At 39.7% G+C, this 24,386-nt stretch carries 20 protein-coding genes; 9 read left to right on the top strand and 11 right to left on the bottom strand.

Going from position 1 to position 24,386, the window contains the following annotated elements; all coding sequences use genetic code 11:
- Positions 1-37: 37 nt before the first annotated feature.
- Positions 38-784, top strand: coding sequence for a hypothetical protein (locus AAG747_RS02285; protein ID WP_346819500.1), 747 nt, complete (start codon positions 38-40; stop codon positions 782-784).
- Between the two features lie 77 nt (positions 785-861).
- On the opposite strand, the gene AAG747_RS02290 is transcribed toward AAG747_RS02285, so the two are convergent.
- The 4 genes from AAG747_RS02290 to AAG747_RS02305 all read right to left on the bottom strand — a co-directional run bounded on the left by AAG747_RS02290 (position 862) and on the right by AAG747_RS02305 (position 7,275).
- Positions 862-4,068 (bottom strand): two-component regulator propeller domain-containing protein, encoded by a 3,207-nt coding sequence (locus tag AAG747_RS02290; protein WP_346819501.1) that lies wholly within the window; start codon positions 4,066-4,068, stop codon positions 862-864.
- A gap of 387 nt (positions 4,069-4,455) precedes the next feature.
- Positions 4,456-5,568, bottom strand: coding sequence for an alanine dehydrogenase (gene ald, locus AAG747_RS02295; RefSeq protein WP_346819502.1), 1,113 nt, complete (start codon positions 5,566-5,568; stop codon positions 4,456-4,458).
- A 271-nt stretch (positions 5,569-5,839) separates the two neighbouring features.
- Complete coding sequence (locus AAG747_RS02300) at positions 5,840-6,166, bottom strand: MerR family transcriptional regulator (protein WP_346819503.1); 327 nt, start codon at positions 6,164-6,166, stop codon at positions 5,840-5,842.
- 131 nt (positions 6,167-6,297) lie between these two features.
- Entirely contained in the window at positions 6,298-7,275 is a 978-nt protein-coding gene (locus AAG747_RS02305; RefSeq protein ID WP_346819504.1) for a M23 family metallopeptidase, read from the bottom strand.
- 183 nt (positions 7,276-7,458) lie between these two features.
- Between AAG747_RS02305 and alaS the strand changes: the two genes are divergently transcribed.
- The 3 genes from alaS to AAG747_RS02320 all read left to right on the top strand — a co-directional run bounded on the left by alaS (position 7,459) and on the right by AAG747_RS02320 (position 11,892).
- Positions 7,459-10,074: an alanine--tRNA ligase gene (alaS, locus tag AAG747_RS02310; RefSeq protein ID WP_346819505.1), complete on the top strand. Its 2,616-nt coding sequence runs from the start codon at positions 7,459-7,461 to the stop codon at positions 10,072-10,074.
- A gap of 305 nt (positions 10,075-10,379) precedes the next feature.
- The gene (locus tag AAG747_RS02315; RefSeq protein WP_346819506.1) at positions 10,380-10,991 is read left to right on the top strand and encodes a riboflavin synthase; all 612 of its coding nucleotides are present in this window, start codon (positions 10,380-10,382) and stop codon (positions 10,989-10,991) included.
- Between the two features lie 217 nt (positions 10,992-11,208).
- On the top strand, positions 11,209-11,892 hold the full coding sequence (locus AAG747_RS02320; protein WP_346819507.1) for a LytR/AlgR family response regulator transcription factor: 684 nt from the start codon (positions 11,209-11,211) through the stop codon (positions 11,890-11,892).
- Positions 11,893-12,116: 224 nt separating this feature from the next.
- Here AAG747_RS02320 and AAG747_RS02325 read toward each other — a convergent pair whose 3' ends face one another.
- A complete protein-coding gene (locus tag AAG747_RS02325) occupies positions 12,117-12,722 on the bottom strand; it encodes a phosphatase PAP2 family protein (RefSeq protein ID WP_346819508.1) in 606 nt (201 codons plus the stop codon).
- A gap of 271 nt (positions 12,723-12,993) precedes the next feature.
- Between AAG747_RS02325 and miaB the strand changes: the two genes are divergently transcribed.
- The 4 genes from miaB (at position 12,994) to AAG747_RS02345 (ending at position 18,750) form a co-directional block, all read left to right on the top strand.
- Complete coding sequence (gene miaB / locus AAG747_RS02330) at positions 12,994-14,487, top strand: tRNA (N6-isopentenyl adenosine(37)-C2)-methylthiotransferase MiaB (protein WP_346819509.1); 1,494 nt, start codon at positions 12,994-12,996, stop codon at positions 14,485-14,487.
- A 94-nt stretch (positions 14,488-14,581) separates the two neighbouring features.
- The gene (rpsO, locus tag AAG747_RS02335; RefSeq protein ID WP_346819510.1) at positions 14,582-14,857 is read left to right on the top strand and encodes a 30S ribosomal protein S15; all 276 of its coding nucleotides are present in this window, start codon (positions 14,582-14,584) and stop codon (positions 14,855-14,857) included.
- 383 nt (positions 14,858-15,240) lie between these two features.
- Positions 15,241-17,445, top strand: a complete 2,205-nt coding sequence (locus tag AAG747_RS02340; protein ID WP_346819511.1) for a polyribonucleotide nucleotidyltransferase — start codon at positions 15,241-15,243, stop codon at positions 17,443-17,445.
- 441 nt (positions 17,446-17,886) lie between these two features.
- Complete coding sequence (locus AAG747_RS02345; RefSeq protein ID WP_346819512.1) at positions 17,887-18,750, top strand: sigma-70 family RNA polymerase sigma factor; 864 nt, start codon at positions 17,887-17,889, stop codon at positions 18,748-18,750.
- Positions 18,751-18,788: 38 nt separating this feature from the next.
- Here the strand turns inward: AAG747_RS02345 and AAG747_RS02350 are convergent, their stop codons facing one another.
- Positions 18,789-19,289, bottom strand: coding sequence for a dihydrofolate reductase (locus AAG747_RS02350; protein WP_346819513.1), 501 nt, complete (start codon positions 19,287-19,289; stop codon positions 18,789-18,791).
- Positions 19,290-19,751: 462 nt separating this feature from the next.
- On the opposite strand from AAG747_RS02350, the gene AAG747_RS02355 reads away from it, so the two are divergent.
- Positions 19,752-20,456 carry a 3'-5' exonuclease gene (locus AAG747_RS02355; protein WP_346819514.1) on the top strand — a complete coding sequence of 235 codons (705 nt, stop codon included), beginning with the start codon at positions 19,752-19,754 and terminating at the stop codon, positions 20,454-20,456.
- 106 nt (positions 20,457-20,562) lie between these two features.
- Here the strand turns inward: AAG747_RS02355 and AAG747_RS02360 are convergent, their stop codons facing one another.
- The 5 genes from AAG747_RS02360 to lptC form a co-directional block, all read right to left on the bottom strand.
- Entirely contained in the window at positions 20,563-20,979 is a 417-nt protein-coding gene (locus AAG747_RS02360) for a hypothetical protein (protein WP_346819515.1), read from the bottom strand.
- Positions 20,980-21,473: 494 nt separating this feature from the next.
- A complete protein-coding gene (gene rlmN / locus AAG747_RS02365) occupies positions 21,474-22,532 on the bottom strand; it encodes a dual-specificity RNA methyltransferase RlmN (RefSeq protein WP_346819516.1) in 1,059 nt (352 codons plus the stop codon).
- A gap of 134 nt (positions 22,533-22,666) precedes the next feature.
- The gene (locus AAG747_RS02370; RefSeq protein ID WP_346819517.1) at positions 22,667-23,350 is read right to left on the bottom strand and encodes a LuxR C-terminal-related transcriptional regulator; all 684 of its coding nucleotides are present in this window, start codon (positions 23,348-23,350) and stop codon (positions 22,667-22,669) included.
- A 300-nt stretch (positions 23,351-23,650) separates the two neighbouring features.
- Positions 23,651-23,809, bottom strand: a complete 159-nt coding sequence (locus AAG747_RS02375) for a hypothetical protein (protein WP_346819518.1) — start codon at positions 23,807-23,809, stop codon at positions 23,651-23,653.
- A gap of 2 nt (positions 23,810-23,811) precedes the next feature.
- Positions 23,812-24,357, bottom strand: a complete 546-nt coding sequence (lptC, locus tag AAG747_RS02380) for an LPS export ABC transporter periplasmic protein LptC (RefSeq protein ID WP_346819519.1) — start codon at positions 24,355-24,357, stop codon at positions 23,812-23,814.
- Positions 24,358-24,386 lie beyond the last annotated feature (29 nt).

A 24,386-nucleotide genomic window follows, 5' to 3' on the forward strand; every position in this document is an offset into this window, starting at 1 on the left:
TAGAACTGAGGTTATTAATTTTTTTTGAGGAATAGTTATGAAGAATGTTAAGCTTATTGTCTATATCACTTGTCTTTCATTGTTAAGTTTTAGCTCTTACAGTCAAGACGCGAGTGAGTCAGATAAGAAGACCGAGACAACTACTCAACAAACCCAAGTAGATACACAGAAGAAAACCTCTACACCAAAGAAAAAGAGGACGGTGCAAAAAAAACAAGAAGATGAAGAGCCTACGGCTTTCGGAAGCTTGGATGATCATTTCAAGTATTTGAAAGACAAATCCAATAACTACGAGACGTACAAAGTCATCAAGAAAAACCGCTTGGAATCTTTCTGGAATGTAGTGACGGATTCCGTCCATGAATTGAAAGGTAAGTTGGACGAAGCTAATCAAAAAATTGTAGCGCAACAAAGCAATATTGAGCAGTTGAACGGCAATCTGAAAACCAGAGATCAGGCCTTGGAGGAAAGCAACTATTACAGTGACCATATTAAAGTCATCGGGATTGATTTTTCAAAAGGCTCGTATATCACTATGAATTTTGTAGTCATCATTGTACTGATTGCAGCCGTTGGAGTGATTTTTTACCGTTTCAGAGATGCCAATATGGTAGCTACGGAGAAGCGCAAAGAATACGATGATATTGTAGAGAATTTTGAAGAGTATAAAAAGCAAGCCCGGGAAAAGCAAATTAAGTTGAAGCGGGATTTACAAACCGAGTTAAATACGGTAGAAGAATTAAAACAAGAAATTACGGCTTTAAAAAATAAAATGCTTACTTAAGCAAGCTTTTGTAATTGATTTGAAAAAGCCCGGGAAATATCCCGGGTTATTTTTTTGCCCTATTTGCGGAAAGGGTATTATTCAAAAGGCTGATCGTGTCTGGCTTTGGGCTTGGCTTTGGGAAGTTTGATTTCAAAAATGGTAAACTTATTTACTTCACTTTTTACCGTGACAGTGCCTCCAAGTTTATCAATCGCCTTTTTGACGACATAAAGCCCCAGGCCATTGCCTTTTGACAGCTCTGAGCCTCTGAAAAACATATTGAATATTTTGGGCAAGTGTTCTTTGGGGATACCGGAACCATTATCGGCCACATTTACCCGGATATAAGGCCCTTCGTCTTTAGCATTCACTAAGATATAGGGCTCTACTTTATAGCTTTGGGAGCGGAAGGTAATGGAATTTTCAATCAGGTTGCTTAAAATCATTTTAATAAGCTTTTCATCCGAATGGATATTAAATCTTCCATCCATATCCACCTTTAATTGGATCTTATTAGGCGACAGTAAAGAGTCAATAGGGATGCGTATTTCATCCAGAAGTTTGTGAAAATCAATAGGGACAGCATCCAGGGCTGAGCGATTGATAACATTGATCATTAGCAATTTATCCAAAGTGCTGTCCATGTCGTGAGCAGTGCTTTCCAATTGATCCAGATAGGAAAGAGCCGTATCTTCTTTAATGTCCAGTTTGGCGATATTTGTTAAGCCTGTTAGTCTGGCCAAGGGTCCTTTTAAATCATGAGAAGCCCGGTATACAAACAAATCCAATTCTTCATTGGCTACTTTCAGGTCTTCGTTGGCTTTGCGGAGTTTTTTAGTTCTTTCATAGACTTGCTTTTCTAACTCCATATTCATCCGTTGTAATTCTTCATTGGCAGCCTTGAGTTGGTCTTTTGCATCGATGTATTGTTGGGTGCGTTTGCTAACAACTTTTTCCAGTTTTTCATTTTCCAGCTCTAGTTTTCTGACTCTGTAACGAATATACAGATATACCAAAAAGGCAAGGATGAGCACCACCATGCCAATAAACCAGGGTTTTTTCCAAATAGGAAGAGCTACTTCGATATGTAAGGTTAAGGGCAATGTACTGGCAATGCCATCGCTATTGAATGCCTTTACCTGAAGGGTAAACTCACCCTCTTCTACTCTGGGGTAAGTAATCTGGTTAGAGGCACTGGGCTCTGTCCAGTCAAGGTCATAGCCTTCCAGTTTAGAAGTGTAAGTAACTTTCCCCGATTCTTTCAAACTCACTCCTCTGAATTCAAATTCCATTTTGTATTGGCCGTAAGGCAACTGAAGGTTTTCGGTAAGAGGAATGGGCTCGTCATTGATTTTTATCGAAAGGAGGTTGATTTGAGGCGGGAATGTGTTGATTTGATCGTCTGCTATATTGTACCGGACAAGCCCTTTGTCGGAGCCAAACCATAGGTTGCCATTTGTATCTTGTACGGCGGCATTATTATGAAATTCATTTTCGATACCTTCCTTTTCCGTATAGGTTTTGAAATGATCTTCCCCATATACTAGTTTGCTGAGGCCATTGCGATGCCCAACCCAGATGTTGTTTTTGGTATCGGTAATGACACTGTAACAATAGTCCGACAGTAAGCCATTTTCACTGGTATAGATGGTAGGGTGAGCGTTGACAAATTTCAATAGCCCGTTCCCGGCGGTTCCCAGCCAAAGATTACCTTGTTGGTCTTCGGTGATGCACCGGATGTTGAGCAGAGGAGAGGAGTTGTGAATAGCAATCCGTTCCACCTGTTTTTCTTGGTCTATAGCGATGAGAAAATTTCCTTGTGTTCCTACGTATACCTTATTGTTTGTTGTAGACTTATAAAGACAGTTGATCCGGTTGTGAACCAGTCCTTTTTGTGTGTTGATGGTATCCAACACTGTACCTTGTGGGTTGAGAATATAGATGCCTTCTTTGGTGCCTGCCCAAATGTGCCCTTCATACTCGATAAGGTCTGTGATAAAGTTTGCCGGGTTATTGGAAGAGTGCATGACCTGCCGGAGTACTTTATTGCTGGGGTTAAACTGAAACAAGCCATTGCTTTTTGTACCTACCCATAGAGTGCCGTTTTTACTTTGAAGGATACTGCTGACTTCTTTGGGTTGTTGAGAAATAACTTCAATATTGTTTTGTTTTTCATGCTCAACACCCGGTATTTTCAAAATGCCATTTTCAGTTCCCAACCATTTGTTGCCGGAAGAGTCAATGTTTACAGAAAAAACCTGGTTACTCTTTCCTAAATGTTGAAATTGGTAAAACAAGAAGTAGTTGATGTCTAGTTTGAACAGTCCGTCACCTGTTGAACCCAACCAAATATTACCTTCCCGGTCTTCAAAAATTTTCCGGATGTTTTGAGTGGCGAGCCCACTTTGAGGTTGATATAAGAATTGTTCCTGTATTTGAGAGGCATTTTTTGTCAGTATTAATTTTGAGACTCCTTTTCGCAATTCGCTGACCCAGAGTTGGTCTTGCCCAATGACTTGTATGTCCAGAATATGTTTGAAATCCTTACTTAGGAGAGTCGGTTTTGCACTTTTTTGTGTTGTAGATAACTGAAAAATACCTTGCTCTTCCGTTCCGATCCATACCTTTTGATTGTCTGTTGATGTCAGACAAGTAATCTTTTGACCTTTTAAACTTTCAAATTGATAAGGGGCATTCAGTTCTTCCCTCTCCAGTTTATAAGAGAAGAGGCCCTGATCGGTTCCGAGAAGGACTCTTTGATCGGGCAAAAATGCAATGGAATAGGTTAAGAATTTACTTTTCTCTATAGGCACTTTGCCTAGCCGGGCATGGCTTTTATCCACCAGGAAGATTCCGTTGTTCAGTGTGACGACCCATATATCGTGGTTTGTATCTTCAATAATTTGGGTAATAGGGCTGGCAATTGTCCCTTGTGTATTGATAGAACGGAACGTTTTTCCATCTTTCGAAAGAGAGAGGCCTCCTTGATGATGGCCAAACCATAAGGTGTTATCGGAGGAAAGGTAGGAACTGGTGACATAGTTTTCAGCCAGTTTATTTTGTGTGGAGAACCGTTGAAAGGAAATGCCATCGAAGCGTGCCAAGCCATCTCCCGTGCCAATCCAGATAAAGCCATGTGCATCTTGTATGAGGGTATAAACAAAGGATTGCGGTAAGCCATCACTGGTCAAATACTGGTGAAATTTGTAAAACTGAGCCGATGCAAAAGAAGAGATGAAAAAGCATAGACAACCAAGCAAGTATTTACCTGCTGTCAGATGGAAGTTGAATGTTAGTTTCATTGTGTATATCCTGGATTAGTTATACAATTCTAAAAGTAGTAGTTTAGGTCAAAAGGCTGAGCTAAGTTGTTTCTGGTAAGAAAGGCAAAAGCAGCGCTTTGTATGAAGAAGCAACTTGGCTATCAGTAACTCACAGTATGTACGCGTTGATGTTTTACTCTGACTTTTTTCCTTACCGGTGAATAGTATTATCCTAAAGTTACAAAAATCAAGTTTAATAATTTTAGAGTTATCCTCCATATAATTTTAACCGGGCCTAACACTTATTAACTTCTTTTTGGCATCTAAGAAGAATTATTGAAAGGTAGTGGGGTTTCTGAAAGGTAAAATATAAAAGAAAAGCCCTTGCACTAGTGCAAGGGCTTTTTCACTTGAAAAAGGTATGTTTTATAATACTTCTTCCAAAGAAGTATATTCCAAATCAAAGGCTTCGGCCACTGCTTGGTATACTACTTTTCCCTGGATGATATTCAGTCCTTTTTTCAGTTCTTCATTTTCCCTACATGCTTTTTTCCAGCCTTTTTCAGCCAGTTGTAAGGCATATGGTAAGGTAGCGTTGGTCAAGGCCAGAGTAGAGGTGTAAGGAACGGCTCCTGGCATATTGGCCACGCAGTAATGAACCACATCGTCAATAATGAAGGTTGGGTTTTCGTGGGTAGTCGGTTTACAGGTTTCGATACACCCGCCTTGGTCTACGGCAACGTCAACCAATACCGTACCCGGACGCATTTCTTTCAGCATATCTCTTGTAATCAAATGAGGGGCTTTTGCGCCAGGAATCAATACAGCACCCACAATCAAGTCTGCTTGTTGGATCAAAGAACGAATGTTGTATTCGTTAGACATGATGGTGTTTACGTTTGCCGGCATGATATCTTCCAGGTAGCGCATTCTGGCTAAGTTAACATCCAATATAGTGACATCAGCTCCCAAACCCGCAGCCATTTTTGCCGCTTCTGTACCCACTACTCCACCTCCTAAAATCAGTACTTTTGCCGGAGCAACGCCAGCAACGCCTCCTAACAAGATTCCTCTACCTTTCATGGTTTTTTCCAGGTATTTTGCACCTTGTTGAACCGACATTCTACCAGCTACTTCAGACATTGGGACTAACAATGGCAATGAGCGGTCAGGTTTTTCTACGGTTTCATAAGCCAAGCAAACCGATTGGCTGTCAATCATGGCTTTGGTCAGAGGCTCATAAGACGCAAAGTGAAAGTAAGTGAATACCAACTGATCTTTCTTGATCAATTTGTACTCAGGCTCGATAGGCTCTTTCACTTTCATGATCATTTCAGCGATCTCATAAACATCTTCTATGGTTGGCAATACACTGGCTCCGGCCTGTTGGTATTCTTCATCGGTAAAACCGCTTCCTTCCCCCGCAGTTGCTTGCATATACACCGTATGTCCCCGCTTCACAAATTCTTTGACACCGGCTGGGGTGAGAGCCACCCGGTTTTCATTTGTCTTAATTTCCTTTGGTACTCCAATAATCATTTTATGCCTTGTTTATGTTTAAGTTAATTTATTGACTATTGATCGCAAACATAAGTATCAAATTTTAATTTTTTATGGCTTTGATACAGGGAAATTACACTTTGAATCAGATTGACAGAAAGAGGTTGGATTAAGGCTTTACTTGCTTCTTAAGGTTGGCACAGAGGGGATACAAAAACTTATCTCGTAAATCGGATGTTTTTTTGAGTTTTTAGGTTTGAAAAGTGAGTTGTATTATCTGTTGTAGAAGGAGGAAAAATGGACTGGAATTTTAATCCTTATCCAAACTTTTTTGCAAGTCTTCCAAAAAGGCCTTGACTTTTTTCAGGGAATTGATCATTTCTATTTTGTTCTCTACCTGAGGTTTGGAACGGAGGAGCTCTTTGGCACCCTGAAGGGTATAGCCCTTTTCCTTTACGAGGTGGTAGATGGTTTGAAGTTTTTCGATATCTCCTCGGGTGTATTGCCGGACTCCGTTTTTATTTTTTTTGGGCCGGATCATGTCAAATTGACTTTCCCAAAAACGGATCAAGGAAGGGGCAACATCAAATTGCTCCGCCACTTCTCCAATAGAGTAGTATTTCTTTTCGATTGCCATTAGGTGAGATTTTAATTCCAGTGTGTTAGTTGAATGAATACAAGTATAACAAATTGCGCGCTTATCTATTGAAAAAAATAGAGGAGACACCTGCAGGTATCTCCTCTTGTAATGAGTTTGTGTATGATACATTAATATCCCAAAGACGAATTTTCCCTTGAGGCCATCTCCACCAAAATTTCAAATTGCTCTGGGCTTAAATCATTGTAAAAATAGTGTACCGGGTTTTTCTTTTTTCCTTTATGAATGACTTCATAGTGCAAGTGAGGAGCCACTGACAAACCTGTACTACCGACTTTTCCGATAACTTGTCCCCGGCTAACTTTCTGCCCTTTTTTTACATTGAACTCATTCATATGAGCATATTTTGTGATATACCCGAAGCCATGGTCGATTTCCACTTGTTTTCCGTAACCTCTATTGAATTCTACCGTGATGACTACCCCATCACCTGTGGCGTATATGGGTGTGCCTTTGGGAGCGGAAAAATCACAACCCGTATGCATTTTTTTAACTTTTAAGATAGGGTGGAGGCGGTAACCGAAGCCTGAGGCGAATCTTTTTAAATCTTTGTTGGCAATCGGCTGAATGGCGGGCATGGCGGCAAGTAGCTTGTTCTTATTTTTGGCCATTTCAACCAAATCGTCATACGACTTAGTCTGGATGTACATCTTCCGTCTTAATTGGTCGACCTTTTTTAACGTTCCGTGAATCAGTTTTTCACGGCTAAGTTTTTTGTCTAACAAGTCTTGGAATTTTTGACTTCCTCCCGAACCTGCATTCCGGATTTCCATGGGGATGGGATCCATTTCGAAGATCACCCGGTAAATGTTTTCATCCCGGTCTTGGAGGTTAGCCAACATGTCATTGGTATTTTCAATTTCTTTTTGGAGTAAATCATAAGAGTAGAGCAAATCTTCATTCTCTTTGATTAACTGAACTTCTTTGGACGAGGGGAAATACTCAGAGTAAATAAGTGAGAAAATAAAGCCAAAGGTGATACACAAAAACATTAAGCCTAGTGCATTGATAACGATATCCGTTGTGGAGGTTTTAATTCGCTCGTACCGGCATGTTTCTGTGTCGTAATAGTATTTGATCTTTGCCATTACTTAAAATTAAATTTCTACTAGATTTACAACGGAATTAGTCGTAAATCCTTATATCTTCGCAAGAGTTTGAAGCTTTTTCGTAAGTTTAAACAGTCGCAAAGATAAGAGTCCAAAAATAAAATGCCAGTTTTTTTTCTGAGCATTATTTTGTAAAGGATTAAATATTAATGAGTTAAACAAATGGAATCGAAGGAGATAAGAAACCGGTTTTTGGAGTTTTTTCGTGGGAAAGGTCATAGCATTGTCCCTTCTGCCCCTATGGTGGTAAAAAACGATCCGACCCTGATGTTTACCAATGCAGGGATGAATCAATTCAAAGACTTCTTTCTAGGCAATGCCACACCGGAGGCCCGTAGAGTAACCGACACACAGAAGTGTCTTCGTGTATCCGGAAAGCATAATGACTTGGAAGAAGTAGGCTTGGATACCTACCATCATACAATGTTTGAGATGTTGGGCAACTGGTCTTTTGGAGATTATTTCAAAGAAGAAGCCATTGCCTGGGCATGGGAATTGTTGACAGAGGTGTACAAACTGCCGAAAAACAGGCTGTATGTAACCGTGTTTGAAGGCGATAAAAAAGATGGCTTGGAAGCAGATAATGAAGCCGCTGAAATCTGGAAAAAACATATTTCCGAAGACCGTATCTTGTTCCAGTCGAAAAAAGATAACTTCTGGGAAATGGGTGACACAGGTCCCTGTGGCCCTTGTTCAGAAATTCATATTGATATCCGTTCCGAGAAAGAAATCGCACAAAAGCCAGGAGGGGAGTTGGTAAACCAGGACCATCCCTTGGTCATAGAAATATGGAACCTGGTATTTATCCAGTTTAACCGCAAGGCAAATGGCAGTTTGGAAGAGCTGCCTGAAAAGCATGTGGATACAGGGATGGGTTTTGAGCGCTTGGCCATGGCTATACAGGGAAAAACTTCCAATTATGACACAGACGTTTTCCAACCCTTAATCCGGTTTATTGCCAAAGAGGCCCAAGTGACTTATGGAGAAGATGAAAAAATAGACATAGCCATACGGGTGATAGCCGATCATATCCGTGCGATTGCCTTTGCCATTGCTGACGGACAACTGCCGTCTAATAACAAGGCCGGGTATGTTATCCGGAGAATCTTGCGGAGAGCCGTGCGGTATGCAATGACTTTCTTAGGTTTTAAAGATCCTTTTATCTATCGATTATTGCCAATATTGGCTGAACAGTTCGGAGAAGTGTTTCCCGAAATCAGATCACAAGAGGACTTTATTGCCAAAGTAATTAAAGAAGAAGAAACTGCCTTTTTGAGAACCTTGGAACAGGGATTGAAAATCCTCCAAGACATTATTAATCAATCACAATCTCAAAAACTGATTGATGGCAAAACGGCTTTCGAATTATACGATACTTTTGGTTTTCCATTTGACCTTACGGCATTGATTGCCCGGGAAAATGGCTTCGAAGTAGATGAAAAGGGCTTTGAAGCGGCTATGCAAGAGCAAAAAGACCGCTCAAGAAATGCAGCTGCTTCGGAAAAAAGTGATTGGACTGTGGTAAATGAGGGAGACGAAGTAGAGTTTATTGGCTACGACCATTTGTCTGCCCAAACGCGCATCCTGAGATATCGTCAGATCAAAGAGAAGAAAAAGAGCTTTTATCAAGTGGTGTTCGAAAAAACACCCTTTTATGCCGAAAGTGGTGGGCAAGTCGGAGACCGCGGCTACCTGGAATTGGAAGGCAAGCGCTTTTACATTCTGGATACCCAGAAAGAAAACGATTTGATCTTCCATCAAATGGAAAAGCTTCCCGAAAACCCGGCTCAATTATTTACTTGCTATGTGGATGAAACCAAGCGTAAGTTGACGATGAATAATCACTCGGCAACACACTTGTTGCACGCAGCATTGAAAGAAGTGTTGGGTGAGCATGTGGCGCAAAAGGGTTCTTTAGTGAATGACAATTTGTTGCGTTTTGATTTTTCCCACTTTTCTAAAATGACGGAAGAAGAAATTGAACAGGTAGAGCGGATTGTCAATGAGAAAGTAAGAGCCGATATCCGGCTGGAAGAGCAGCGCAATGTGCCTATCGAAAAGGCAATGGAGATGGGAGCTACGGCATTGTTTGGAGAGAAGTATGGTGACTTTGTACGGGTGATTACATTCGATAAAAATTACTCTGTAGAATTATGCGGAGGTACGCATGTGCCTTCTACCGGGCATATCGGGTTTTTAAAAATCATAACCGAAACGTCAGTGGCCGCCGGAGTAAGGCGTATCGAGGCAATCACGGCAACCAAAGCCGAAGAGTACGTTAGAGAACAAGAGCGCTTATTGAAAGATATTACGGAGCTTTTGAAAAGCCCTAAAGACTTGAGAAAGTCCATTCAGGATTTACTCGAAGATAAAAATAACCTGTCAAAGGAGCTGGAGCTATTGCAAAATAAAGAGGTGCAGAGCTTGAAGACGGGCTTGCTTGAAAAAGTGAAGGAGATTGACGGAGTTGCCTTTATAGCTGGAAGGGTGGATCTTCCAAAAAATGATAGCTTGCGTCAGTTGGCTTTTGACCTGCGGGCGAAAGTCGATAACTTGTTCTTGGTTTTGGCCGCGAATATCAACGGAAAACCTCAAGTGGGAGTCATGATTTCGGATGAGTTGGTGAAGGAGCGAGGCTATCATGCCGGACAAATGGTGAAAACACTGGCAAAGGAAATCAAAGGTGGGGGAGGAGGACAGCCCTTCTTCGCAACCGCCGGTGGGAAAGACATCAATGGTTTGGATGCCGTATTGCAAAAAGCAGAGGAATTATTATAAAATAAATGAAACGATATAATTGATCTGTATCCGGCTTGGCAGGTTTATCTGTCAAGCCGGATTTTTTTATAAGATGGGATTTTTCTTATTGAGCTTCCTCTAAGAAGAAGAAAAATACCCTGTTTGGGAAGATTTAAAAGTGTAGAGTGCGTAATTTAGTACAATAAATGGATACCCGGTCGAAGGCATGACAAAAGTCAAAAAATGCCAAGCAAACAATCTTACCATGGATTAGTTTGTTATTTTAGGTTGTCCAAGCAGAAATTGCTACACACCGTTTCACAAATGTATAACTAAATAAAATCATGTTTACCGGAATAATTGAATGTACTGGCAAGATCCTCAGTATTGAACAGGAAGAACAAAATTCAATTTTAAGAATCCAGTCCGATATTTCTTCTGAATTAAAAATAGATCAAAGTGTATCACACAATGGTGTTTGTCTTACGGTAACCTCCGTGGATGGAAATACCCATACCACTACGGCCATTCATGAAACCTTGGAGAAAGCCAGCTTGGGTGAATGGAAGGTTGGGGATGAAATTAATTTGGAAAGGTGTATGCCTATGAACGGACGGTTTGACGGACATATAGTACAAGGGCACGTAGACCAGGTCGGGATTTGTGAAGAAGTACAAGATGAGAAGGGCAGTTGGCGGTTTACCATTTCTTATGACCCTGCTTTAAAAAATATAACCGTAGAAAAGGGTTCGATTTGTGTCAACGGAATTAGCCTCACGGTGGTAGATTCGCAAGAAGGGCGTTTTAGCGTGGCAATTATTCCTTATACCTTCGAACATACCAATTTCAAGACGTTACAGGAAGGTCAGAAAGTTAATTTGGAATTTGATATTTTAGGAAAGTATATTCAAAAATTGTTTGCTCAAAACAATTACTTGTCTGCTAGTCAAGGTTAAGTTTTTTTGTATATAAAAAATAACTATACCAGTTTAGGTAATAGCTTGGCATACCATTCGCAAAGGAATTCTGCAGATTACTTATATTTAGTTTGAGGTTGTATCTTCAAATCTCAACATTCTAAATGTATTTTTTAGGGGGACACTCTCTCGTACTCGATCTAGCTTGGAAAGAGTATTTTTTCAATATATTAACAATTAACCAAATGCTTATCATATGGATTGCATAATAGTAGATGATGAATCGGTGGCTAGGCAAATCATAAAAACGCATGTGTTGAATACTCCTGAATTAACCTTGGTAGGGGAGTTTGAAGATTCTATTGAGGCCTTTAACTTTTTAAAAGATAATAAGGTGGACGTGGCTTTTTTAGATATAGAAATGCCGGAAATGACCGGGATGGATTTAGTGCAATCTATTCCTGATTTGCCCCAAATCATCTTGATTACCGCACAAAAGGAATATGCCTTGGAGGCCTTTGAATACAATGTGGTGGACTTTCTGGTGAAACCGGTGCGTTACCCTCGCTTTATGAAAGCTTTGGATAAAGTGAAACAAAATCTTCAGAAAACCTCTGAAAAAGCCCCGGAGGATCAAATCTATGTAAAAGCCGACAACAAAATTGTCCGCCTTACCTTGGAGGATATCTTTTTTATTGAAGCGCTTTCCGATTATGTGATTATCAATACGCTACAGAAAAAGTATGTGGTTCACTCTACCATGAAGGGAATGGAAAAGCGATTGGCCGCCACAAACTTCATCCGGGTGCACCGCTCTTATATTGTCAATATCAATAAAATCGATACAATTGAAGATATGACGATAGTGATGCCACAAAAAGAAATCCCTATCGGAGCTTCATATAAAAGTAGTTTTATGGAAAAACTGAATTTTTTATAGAGGAAGTGAATTAACCTTTTTCTTTTTCCTAAAAAATGTTTCAAAATCGGCCAAAAACTATAAGTTTAAACCACTTCGAGGACAAAAACCAATCAGTAGAAAAGCATTTGTGATGCATGTATGTATCTGATTGAGAAATGTATAATTGAACAAAAGAAAAGCCGTAAGCAGAAGTATTAACTCTTCGCTTACGGCTTTTCTTATTCTTATAGAAAGCAATAGGTTTACTTTTGGTAATACAGGCTTTTTTGAGGAGCAAACTTGTTCCAGAGAAACATTAATAGTTTGAATGAGAGAAAGCCCCAAAGTATTCCTGTTAATGCGCCTACCATGAGGTCTCCCGGATAATGAACGCCCACGTAAATCCGGCTATAAGAGACAATGGCTGCCCAAAGAAACATCAGGCTAATATAAGCGACCCGTTTCCTGAACAAACAGAATAAAAAAGAGGCAAGTCCGAAAGTATTGGCCGAGTGCGAAGAGATAAACCCGAAAGAGCCTCCCTTGTAATAGTTGCCGTTTTTGTCTTGTATGAGGTGTACTAATCCTTCCAGTTCCGGGCTATGAGAAGGCCTGAGACGCTCGAAAAAAGGCTTACAGAACCCGGACGCAAATTGATCGGCCAGAGTGATAGTAAGGCCGATAGCCATTAAAATAAAAATGGTATTCCAACGGAATTTATACACTAAAAATGCAATGATCAGCACATAAAAAGGAATCCAGGTACCGGATTCGGTAATGGCCCACATGATAGGGTCGAGCCAATCGGCATGCAGAGAATTAAAAAACAGAAAGATCTCTTTATCAAGTTTGTCTAATGATTCCAACATTTTGAATGATGATAAGTGTGACAGATTAGGAAGTTGATAACCTCAACGCTGAATATTTACTAGCTATCGTACTCATCTGAAAAAAGAGACAAGTACCTGGCAAAATGCAAGTATAGGGGAAATATTACATTAAACAAATGCCGGTATTCTACCAATGAAAAGGCGTATCTGACTTTACTTTTAGCAAATATTTCAACAAACCTTCTTCAATTTTTCTCGGCCTGAAGAAATTTAGTAATTTTGCGCTTTGATACGATAATGGTAAGAAGCAATGGATCAGTTGATTAAGGATATTGGTATTTTAAATGAAGGCGATACGCAGGCTTGTGAGGTAGTAAATGTCTCTAAAGACATGGCAAAGCCTGACCAACGCAAATTATATATTGAGAGCTATGGCTGTCAGATGAATTTTTCGGACAGCGAGATTGTAGCCTCTATCATGGAAAAACAAGGATTTGGCACAACTTCCAAGTTTGAAGATGCCGATCTGATTTTTCTTAATACCTGCTCTATCAGAGATAAAGCAGAGCAAACCGTACGTAAGCGTTTGAAACAATTCAATGCGGTGAAAACCGATAAGCCAGGCTTGGTGATCGGTGTGCTGGGCTGTATGGCCGAACGGCTAAAGGCTCAACTACTGGAGGAAGAAAAGATTGTGGATTTGGTAGCAGGTCCGGACGCCTATCGTGATTTGCCGGAACTGGTGTCCAACGTGGATGATGGCCGTAAAGCGGTGAATGTCTTTTTGTCTAGAGAAGAGACTTATGCCGATATCAATCCCGTTCGCTTGAACAGCAATGGCGTAACCGCATTTATTTCCATTATGCGGGGATGTGACAATATGTGCTCTTTTTGCGTGGTCCCTTTTACCCGGGGGAGAGAACGAAGCCGTGATCCGCATTCCATTGTAGAGGAAGCCAGGCAACTGGCAGCCAAAGGATACCGGGAAGTTACTTTATTAGGACAAAATGTAGATTCATACAAATGGTCTTCTGAAGATTCTCTTAAAGGAAAAGCACAAATCGAAAGGGCTGAAAAGAAAGGTGAAACTATTGAAGTAGTTAACTTTGCGAATCTTTTGGAAATGGTGGCCCAGGTGGATCCCTTGCTCAGAGTAAGGTTTTCTACATCCCACCCCAAAGATATCACCGATGAGGTATTGCATACCATGGCTAAGTACGACAATATCTGTAAGTACATTCACCTGCCGGTACAAAGCGGAAACACGCGTGTGTTGGAGATTATGAACCGTACATATAGCAGGGACTGGTATCTGAATAGAGTGGATGCCATCAGACGGATTTTAGGGGACGACTGTGGTATTTCTTCCGATATGATTGCCGGCTTCTGTACCGAAACGGATGAAGAACATCAAGAGACCCTCAGTTTGATGGACTATGTGCAATACGACTTCAGTTATATGTTCTACTATTCGGAGCGTCCGGGTACATTGGCCGCGAAAAAGTTTGAAGACGATATTCCTTTGGAGGTGAAAAAGCGAAGGTTACAAGAAATTATTGCCAAACAAAATGAACATTCCATGGCCCGGAACCGGCGGGATGTTGGGAAGGTGCACCGAGTCTTGGTAGAGGGGCTGTCCAAGCGGTCGGACGAATATCTTCAAGGAAGAAATACTGCGAACAAAGTAGTGGTTTTCCCGAAAGAATCGTACGAAAAAGGACAATATGTAAATGTACTGGTAGAAGATTGTACCTCAGCGACTTTATTAGGAAAAGCAGTCAAACAAGCCGCTGAGATAGTTTAATAAAAATTAACCGCATACTTGTTTGATAATAGAATAAAGCTTAGTAATTTTGCGGGAATTCTTAACGGAGTATAGAAAATTAATATTAGGATAAATGTATTTGTCAAAAGAAAAGAAAGAAGAGATTTTCAAGGCTCATGGTTTCAAAAAAGAAGCAACTGATACAGGTTCACCAGAAGCTCAGGTTGCTTTGTTTACCCACCGAATCCAACATTTGACAGAGCACTTGAAGCAAAATAAGAAGGACAGCTCTACCCGGTTAGGTTTGATGAAGTTGGTAGGTAAGAGAAGAAAATTGTTGAAGTTTTTGCAAAAGAATGATATTACCAGATATCGTGCGATCATTAAAGAATTAGGTATTAGAAAGTAAATGGAAAGTCTTCGACATGTTTCTCGACAAGATTTTGGTTTTGTCGGTTATACTTTCTACAATTGTTAAAAGAAATCCATAGTTTTAGGGGATTCATTTATGAATTCCCTTTTTCGGTTTTTAAACATTCAGGAATGCTTCCGCCTGTCTCAGCCTTAACCAGGGGAAGTGATTCGGTTCAGACTCAACGGAAAAACAGAACTTAGCCCAGGCCAAGTGCCATTTTTCTGAAGGTAACATTCAAAAAAATATACTGTGTTAGGTTAGTAAGAACCACTCCTAGTATTGAAAATACTGTCTGACGTTTAGAGCCCCCAAGCTTTGCTGTTAAGGAATAGCGAAGAGTAGACCATTCATAAAACTCACTATTTAAGTCTATCGTAATGCATCACGAATTATATCCTAATTTTATCACCAAAGAAATTGAACTACCCGATGGCCGGACCATCACCCTGGAGTCTGGTAAATTGGCCAAGCAAGCCGATGGCTCAGTGGTAGTTCGCATGGGTAATACGATGCTCCTGGCCACAGTGGTGTCGAATACAGAACCCCGAGAAGATGCTGATTTTTTACCTTTATCTGTAGATTATCAAGAGAAATTTTCTGCCGCGGGAAAGATCCCCGGTGGTTTTATTAAGCGAGAAGGAAGATTAAGCGAGCATGAGATACTCGTTTCTCGTTTGGTGGACCGGGCCATCCGTCCACTGTTCCCTGACAATTATTACTGTGATACCCAGGTCAATATTTATTTGATTTCTGCGGATCAAGAAGCTCAGCCGGATAGCTTAGCCGCTTTGGCTGCTTCTACGGCTTTCGCAGTATCTGATATCCCGTTTAACGGACCTATTTCGGAGGTGCGAGTAATTAAAACGGACGGACAATATTGGGTAAATCCCGATTTGACTACCTTCAATGATAAAAATATCGAATTGGATATCATTGTAGCCGCTTCCATGGAAAATATCATGATGGTGGAAGGGGAAATGGATGAAGTAAGCGAATTGGACTTGCTGGAAGGTATGAAGGTAGCCCATGAGGCCATCAAAGTACAGTGCCAGGCTCAAATCGAATTTGCCGAGTTGGCGAATGCTACTGAGAAGAGAGTTTGGGAAGGTGCGGAAGAGGATGAAGAGCTTAAAGCACAAGTTTTTGAAGCTGTATATGATAAACTGTATGAGGTTGCCAAATCTTCGGTTTCGGTAAAATCGGAAAGAAAAGCGGCCTTTAAAGAAGTAAAAGAAGGATATTTGGATACATTGCCTGAGGACGATGAAACCATTAACCTGACTTTGATTAAGCGCTATTTGGATGCTGCGGAAAAGAAAGCAGCAAGGGATTTGGTGCTGAATGACAGAGTTCGTTTGGACGGACGCCAGTTAGACCAAGTACGCTCTATTGCCTCCGAAGTGGATTACTTACCTTCAGCCCATGGTTCAGCAATTTTTACCAGAGGTGAAACTCAATCACTTACCTCGGTTACTTTAGGAACCAAATTAGATGAGCAAATCATCGACCGGGCAATGCACTCAGGTACCAGCAAATTTATTTTACACTATAATTTCCCAGGCTTCTCTACCGGAGAGGTAAAACCTAACCGTGGACCTAGCCGAAGAGAAATTGGTCATGGCAACTTGGCGCACAGGGCCTTGTTCCGCATGGTGCCAAAAGATTTGGAAAATCCGTATACCATCCGGGTAGTTTCTGATATTCTGGAGTCAAACGGTTCTTCTTCTATGGCAACTGTTTGTGCCGGTACGTTGGCATTGATGGATGCAGGGGTAAAACTGAAAGCACCTGTGTCAGGGATTGCTATGGGGATGATTTCGGATGCCGAGACGGGTAAATATGCGATCCTTTCGGACATCTTAGGGGATGAGGATCACTTAGGAGATATGGACTTTAAAGTAACCGGTACGGAAAATGGTATCACTGCTTGTCAGATGGATATCAAGATAGATGGTTTGTCTTTTGAAGTATTGGAAGAAGCTTTGGAACAAGCACGCAAAGGCCGTTTACATATTTTACAGGAAATGGGTAAAACCCTTACCGAGCCACGTGCCGATTATAAACCACATGCTCCTCGTTTGGTAAGTATCGAGATCGAGAAAGACATGATTGGTGCGATTATCGGACCGGGAGGTAAGGTAGTTCAGGATATCCAGCGTGAGACCGGAACCACCATTACCATTGAGGAAGTGGATAAATCGGGGATCGTAAATGTATATGCTTCGGATAAAGAGGCCTTGGACAAGGCTGTGAAGCGTATACAACGTATCGTAGAAGTACCTGAAGTCGGTAAAGTATATGACGGTATCGTCAAGTCAGTGACCAACTTCGGGGCCTTCGTAGAGTTCTTACCGGGGAAAGAAGGTTTACTTCATATTTCCGAGATCTCTTGGGAACGCTTGGAGAGTATGGATAATGTGATGGAGAACGGAGAGGAGATCAAAATAAAACTGATGGATATCGATAAGAAAACCGGTAAGTATCGTTTGTCCAGAAAAGTATTGCTGCCAAAGCCTGAAAACTACCAAGAACCTCAGGGGTCGAGAGATCGGGGGTACGGGCAGAAAAAGAAGCGATATTAACGATCTTTAAGTCTAAGAAACTTCGTACCGGGCTTGTTAGTCCGGAATAAAAACTATATACTTGACAGAAACGTATAGTAAGATATGAATATGAAGTATCTTGGAAAGATTAAAGAACTTATTCCATAAATTAAATACCAATTCTACATGTTAGGATTGGTATTTTTTGTTTTTACCAAACGATTTTGTTATTGCAATAACGTATACTTTACTCTTACTAGCCTTTCGTTCCCTGTATTAAGAATGCTACAGCCTTTCTCCTCAAAAGGATTACGCGATTAGTACCGGGAATATACTACTACAATCAGAACCAGCATTTACAGTTCTACTAACTCTGCTATCTCTCATTATTATCTGTTAATAATTGTCCTGAACTAATGAAATTTTAAGTTCGTTTAGTTTTTGAATTTATTACCTCATTATCTTTAAAGCCGTCTTTTTATGAGACAACTAAAAATCAGTAAACAAATTACTAACCGTGAAAGTCAGTCTCTGGATAAATACTTGCAAGAGATTGGCAAAGTTGAATTACTCACTCCTGATGAAGAGGTAGAACTTGCCAAACGTATCCGGGAAGGTGATCAACTGGCTCTTGAAAAACTTACCAAAGCGAACTTGCGTTTTGTCGTGTCAGTAGCTAAACAATACCAGAATCAAGGCCTATCCCTAGGCGATCTCATCAATGAGGGGAACCTGGGCTTGATTAAAGCAGCACAACGGTTTGACGAAACCAGAGGGTTTAAATTTATCTCTTATGCTGTCTGGTGGATACGACAGTCCATTTTGCAAGCCTTGGCGGAGCAGTCTCGTATTGTGCGTTTGCCTCTAAACCGTGTCGGGTCGTTGAATAAAATCACAAAAACCTTTTCCGAGTTAGAGCAAAAGTATGAACGGGAGCCCTCTCCGGAGGAACTCGCTGAAGTTTTGGAGGTCACTACAAATGAAGTAGTGGATACCATCAAGATCTCAGGAAAACATGTTTCGATGGATGCTCCTTTTCAACAGGGGGAAGAAAACAACCTGTACGATGTCCTGGAAAGTAATAGCGATCAAAAGCCTGACTCAGCATTATTAAATGATTCCCTTCGAAGGGAAGTCTACCGGGCGCTGTCTACTTTAACCAAACGTGAGGCCGATGTGATTTCACTTTACTTTGGCCTGAACGGAGAACATTCAATGACTTTAGAAGAAATAGGTGAAAAGTTTAACCTTACCCGCGAGCGTGTAAGGCAAATCAAAGAAAAAGCCATAAGGCGCTTAAGACACACTTCTCGTAGTAAAGCATTAAAACCCTACCTGGGTTGATCTACAGGTAGATTTGGGCTTAAGAACGAAACCTCGTCTTAAGCCTTTTTTCTTTGATAGGAGATGATAGAATGCGGATACTGATTTTTAGTATCTTCCGGGTAATCCTCTCTGCTAAGTTCTTGCCACTCATGGGTATCCAATGCCGGAAAAGTCGTATCCCCATCAAATGTTTCATGGACTTCCGTAATGTATAGTTTGTCAGCTAATGGAAGTGCCTCTCTGTAAATGGTTCCTCCGCCAATAATGAACAGGTTTTCTTCTTGTACTTGTTCTGTGGCGTATTCAATTGCCTCTTTTAAAGAATGCTTCACGATACAGCCCTCAGGTTGATAGCTTGTCTGCCGGGTTATAATTATATTCGTACGGTTCGGTAAAGGCCTTCCTATGGATTCAAATGTTTTTCTACCCATTATGATAGCATGGCCACTGGTGGTTTTTTTGAAAAATTTAAGATCATTGGGTAGGTGCCATAGAAGTTGGTTGTTATTACCGATAATATTGTTTTGTGCTTTGGCTACAATGATGGAAATTGTCATTTTTACAAACTTATTAAGTGATGGTATTTACATACGTAATGATCCGTAGGGCAAAGGTATGTGAAATCTTTTGATAATAATTCATTCGACTCAGAGCACGTCCAAAATTCGTTGTTGGGCCAAAGGATGAAATTTAGCTGTACTTTTTTAAATAAAAAGACTAAATGGTTGTTTGGGTTACGTCTGTTTAGTTTATTGAAGGGAATTAACCTTTTTCTTTTTGCTAAAAAATGTTTCAAACACGCTTCCTCTGTGTTACTTTTTTCAACAATAGCTTTGGCTATTCTCTTCAAAAAGTGCCTTGATGAGCCGATTTTGATTCCATTTTCGGTCAAAAACTATAAGTGTAAACCACTTCATTGAAAATAAACTGGTTAACTGTGTTGTTTTTTGAAATTGTTTCGGATGCCTTTACTCCTAAAATTACCTACCTGAAAGTTTAACGCTAAATGTAAGAATATCATGAAAGCTTTTCAACTACTACAAAACTTGTTGTTTGTAGATATCGAAACCGTACCGGAATGGGCCGAGTGGGAACAAGTACCGGAGAAAATGCAATTATTATGGGAAAAAAAAGCCCTTTCCATTGATAAAGAAGCAGATGCTGCCGATTTGTATTCAAAGAAAGCCGGGATTTATGCAGAGTTTGGGAAAATTATTGCAATAGGTGTGGGGTATTTCTGTTTGGATGAAGCCAGTGAGTTAAGTTTTAGAGTGAAGACTTTCAAACAGCAAAAAGAAGAAGATCTATTACAGGCATTTCACTCCCTTTTGCAAAAGCCTTATACATTGGTTGCTCATAATGGGAAAGAGTTCGATTTTCCCTATTTGTGCAGAAGGTTTTTTGTAAAAGGAATCGCATTACCGAAATCCTTGCAAATACAAGGTAAAAAACCATGGGGGATACCCCATATTGATACAATGGAAATGTGGACGTTTGGAGATAGGAAAAGTTATACTTCTTTGGATTTGTTAGCGACTATATTAGATATTTCATCCAGTAAAGGAGATATGGAAGGAAGTAAGGTCAGGGATGTGTACTATAATGAAAAAAACTTGGAAAAAATAGCGGAATACTGCTCGAATGACGTAGTCGTTACGGCTCGTTTGTTTTTAAAACTAAAATCTCTTCCGCCTATCTCCGAAAAAGCCATCATCAAAGTATAGTCCGGTATGTCATAGGAAGTACTGTTATTTTCCGTTTGGATAAAAAAAAGCATGGTACAATAAAATATTGTACCATGGCTTACAAACAAACAACAAAAACAGAAAACTAATTTTTATTCAAGAGCCACTTTTGTATATCCAGTTGATGACTATAACCGGGCTCATTGAAAATATTTTTTATCGTAACTTCCTTCATATTGAGAGAAGAAGTTAATTCATTATTTTCTACAAATCCAATATGTTTTATGCCTGCATTGAACATTTTAGGCATCCATTCATGCTCCAACCAATTATTTATATTTTTAGGAGATCCCAGCATTTTACTTTGGTCTGAAAGGCATTTCTTTAAACGACCTTCCTTAGCTCTTGTCAGTTGGAGGGCTTTCACATAGCCACTCTTAATGCTTTCAACACTTTGATAGCCATTCCATACAAGGGTTACTGTGTTTGCCTCTAGGTTAGTTTTGATTACACAGTAGAGTATTCCTGTTTTAGTTCTAAGATAAATTGTGCGGTTATTCATAATCGAATGAACTGTGATGTGTTGAATTGTAACCAAATTTAGGGGGTTATTTACTCCCTTACTTTTAAAAGCTACAATTTACCTTGCTTGTGTAATTTTTTATAAGTTTAAGAGAAATATAAGGATAAATGCTTATTTTTTATTAGCAATTACTCAATTTTATTGTTAATAAATTAAAATAAATTGATGGTCAATTTGTGATATTGAATTTTTTTTTGGTAGTGTTTTGATATTTCCTTTTTATAGAGGGTTAATCTTTTAACAAAAAAGCAATTTAAGTAGTCTTGACTCACAGGAAATAAAAGTAATGTTTTATTGAGAAAAGCTTGATTTTAAGCTAAATAGTGATGGGTTGACTTGTTTAATGACTCTTTATATCGGCTTGTTTGGTACCATACTATTTTCTTGAGAAATACGCTTTTTTGTGTATTGTACAGGTTGTTATTTGAATAATGCAAACCCAATGCAATACACTGCATTGACAGGTGTTTGATTTATTGTTTTGTTTGGTGCTTATTGGCAAGTTGTCCACAAGCGGCATCAATGTCTTTCCCCCGGCTTCTTCGAATGTTTACATTGACGCCACGGCCACGTAAGTAATGGGCAAAATGATCCAACTTATCCTGTTTGGTATTTTGATAGGCCGCTTCTGCAATGGGGTTATATTCAATGATATTGACTTTACAAGGTAGGTGTTTGGTAAATTGATACAACTCTTTTGCATCTTCAATAGAATCATTAAAGTTATTGAAGACAATGTATTCGTAAGTAATGGGGGTTTTCGTTTTGCTGAAAAAGTATTTCAGAGCTTCTCTCAAAGCCTCTAAGGAGTTTGTCTCATTGATGGGCATAATTTGAGCTCTTTTTACATCATTGGCTGCATGTAAAGAAAGCGCCAGGTTAAATTTCACTTCTTCATCTCCCAGTTTCCGAATCATTTTGGCAATACCTGCTGTAGAAACGGTAATGCGTTTTGGCGACATGCCCAAGCCTTCCGGTGAGGTAATATAGTGGATGGATTGAAGTACGTTTTTGTAATTGAGCAGAGGTTCTCCCATACCCATATATACAATATTACTCAAAGGCTTTTGATAACTTTCTTCGGCTTGCCGGTTGATGGCGACCACTTGGTCGTAAATCTCTCCAGCTTCTAAATTTCTTTTTCTGTCCAGGTAACCCGTAGCACAAAATTTACAGGACAAAGAGCAACCGACTTGAGAGGAAACGCAAGCCGTGATTCGGCTGTCAGTAGGGATCAATACTCCTTCAATGATATTATCGTCAAAGAGCTTGAATGCATTCTTGATGGTGCCGTCAGAGCTTAATTGGGATTGGTCCAACCGGAGGGCAAAAATATCATACTGTTGGGACAGTAAGGTCCGGGTTTGAAGCGAAAGGTTGGTCATTTCTTCAAAAGAACGTGCCGACTTACGCCATAGCCATTCATACACTTGTTTGGCCCGGAATTTTTTTTCACCAATGCTTAGCATAAAAGCTTCTATCTCTGCGAGGGTCAGCTTTCGGATATCCCGTTTGATCTCTGTAACTTGCATAACTGCAAAGATACGATTTCTACAGGATTTGAAGGAATGTTGTTTTAAAGAAAGAGAGGGGTGGGAAAGAAGCGGAAAAAGCTCCTCAAAGAATGTAACATAATTGTATTGAGGAGCTATTGAATTTTTTTTACTTATAAAGGCAGTCTGTTGTCATTGACAAATTTGATTAAAGCAGCCGTATTTCCCACGTTTAGTTTTTTCGCTAAGTTTTTACGGTGGGTTTCTACGGTTCTGACGGTAATGCCGAGCTCTTTGGCAATATCATTGTTTTTGAACCCTTGCATAATCAATTGTACAATCTGACGCTCACGTTTTGTGACCAAGCTCCACAAGGCTTTGTTCATACTTCTCTTGAATTGGTTATCATTCACCTTGATGGCAGAGATATCGGTACCAATTGTCAGAATTTGTTTAGGCGTGCCTTTTTTGTCTTTTTTATGTACTGTAGACACCAAGTTGAACAAGTGGAATTCACCTTTTCTATGGCGGATCTCAGCGACATAAGACCGGGTTTCATACTCTCCTCCGGCTACAGCTTTGAAGTTTTTAGCAATATTCTCTTGAAAGTCCGTGTTGAGGTTTTCTTGATAAATTTTTTCACCTCGTCTGTCCAAGTCCTCTAGTTTGTATCCCAAAGATTCTAATGCTTTAAAATCTCCGTACAAAATTTCTCCGTTGGTGTCTTGAACCATAAAGAATGCGGGAATATTAATCGCTGGCTTTAGCGAAGATACGTAGTCAACTTCGAACGTATCCAACTCCGACTTTAACTTTTGAATAATGTCCAATACGTTGTTTTTACTAATTGTTTCCATTGTATACTATGATTAAGTTAGTAGTTTCATAATACGAATAGTTAGCTGATAATCTACTTGTATTTGTTGTTTGTAACTATCTTTTAGTTTCTACGGGTATTAAGTACCCTTACTATAGTAAGAATACAAAAAAAATATTATTAATAAAAGTGCAGTGTTACCAAAAAATAGTTAATAATGCTGAATTATGACAAATTTATCATAAAATAATGAAAAATAACACTAAGTTCCCAATTTTGAGTAGATTATCAATGAAACTTTTCAAGTAAAAAAAATCAAATACCCCTTAGGGGAGGTATATTAGGAGTTTGACCGCTTCCGGTATTGTATCCATAGCCAGATAAATCCGGGAATCATAAAAAGCCAATAACTCTTTTGGATTCCATAATAAAAGGACTGATGAATCGCAATCAGGATAAAGGCCACAGCCACAGATAAAAGTATACTATGAAGTTTCATGTTTAGTTATTTTCGCTTAGAGAGATTGTACCTGTAGGTTCCAATATGGTAGGATGCTTAAATTCTTGGTCGGAAACTAACCCTATTCCTTTGAGTATATTTTGGGGAGTAGTAATTACTACAGCCGAATCGGTATAAATCTTCCGGGTTTTCTTGTCCCAGTTTAACTCCACTGTTTTCAATTCATTTTGCTCTTGTACATTGTTGACAATCACGTTTCCAATGGCCTGATACCTTTGTTCTTTGTAGTTGTGAATGGCCGAATCGGCCTTCAAAGTCGTTTTTAGTTTGCCTTGTTCATCAAACATTTCGATAAAAATCCCATCCGGAAATTTTTGGTCATTGTTTTCATAGTCCATCCGGGTTTCTGCTTGAATTTTGGCCGTGAGAAGAGCATCCTTACTATAATAGATCGTAGAGTTGGAGTAAACACTTATTGGAGTATTTTCTTGCGTTTGTTTATGTGGGTCTGCAAATTTGGTCTTTTTGCAGGCTCCAATACTGAAACATAAACTGCCGAATAGAACAAAATAAAGGAATCTACTCACGATGATTGTTTTTTTTGATTCAACTGTAA

It is taken from the genome of Rapidithrix thailandica, assembly GCF_039710355.1.
GTDB classification, from domain to species: Bacteria; Bacteroidota; Bacteroidia; order Cytophagales; family Flammeovirgaceae; genus Rapidithrix; species Rapidithrix thailandica.